At 46.4% G+C, this 605-nt stretch carries 1 pseudogene; it reads left to right on the forward strand.

Features of this window, described 5'->3' with window-relative positions:
- Positions 1-316 precede the first annotated feature (316 nt).
- Positions 317-605 (forward strand): annotated as a pseudogene (locus JMX83_RS15050) (transposase); the annotation flags it as partial.

Raw genomic sequence — 605 nt, forward strand, 5'->3', positions numbered from 1 at the left:
CTTTGGCGCTATGGCTTTGATGGCTGACCAGGTGGATGGGTAATCGTCTTTAGCTTCAATTAGCATACGGACGGCGCGCTCTTTCATTTCAGGGGTATAGTTTCGTGTTTTCATTGTCGTATTCTCTTGGAGCGTTGAGTCTCCGACAATCTCGGGGCGGTTCAAAAAGTTCTTTAAACTCAGCACTGTAAGTTCTACGTTTGGGTTTGTTAGGTGGTTGTGTTGTCATGTTAGTGTCCACGATTATTAATCGTGGACACTATCTCGCATTTTTTAAGTGAGGAAAAGATGGGATGGTCGGATGCTTACGGCCAACCTTGAGCACTTTGATGAAGTATGGGGCAAAGAGTACCCGCATGTCATCAAGTCTTGGCGCAATAACTGGGAGGGCTTAACGGTGTTCTTTGGTTATCCTAAAGACATCAGAAGAGTGATCTATACCACCAATGCGATAGAGTCGCTAAACAGTGTGATTCGAACGGCGGTGAATAAGCGTAAGGTGTTCCCGTCTGATCAGGCAGCGTTTAAAGTGGTGTACTTAGCCACCCAGCAGGCATCCAAAAAGTGGTCGATGCCTATTCGTAACTGGACGTCTGCTCTGAATC

The sequence above is a fragment of the Psychrobacter piscatorii genome (assembly GCF_904846415.1).
Classification (GTDB): Bacteria; Pseudomonadota; Gammaproteobacteria; order Pseudomonadales; family Moraxellaceae; genus Psychrobacter; species Psychrobacter piscatorii.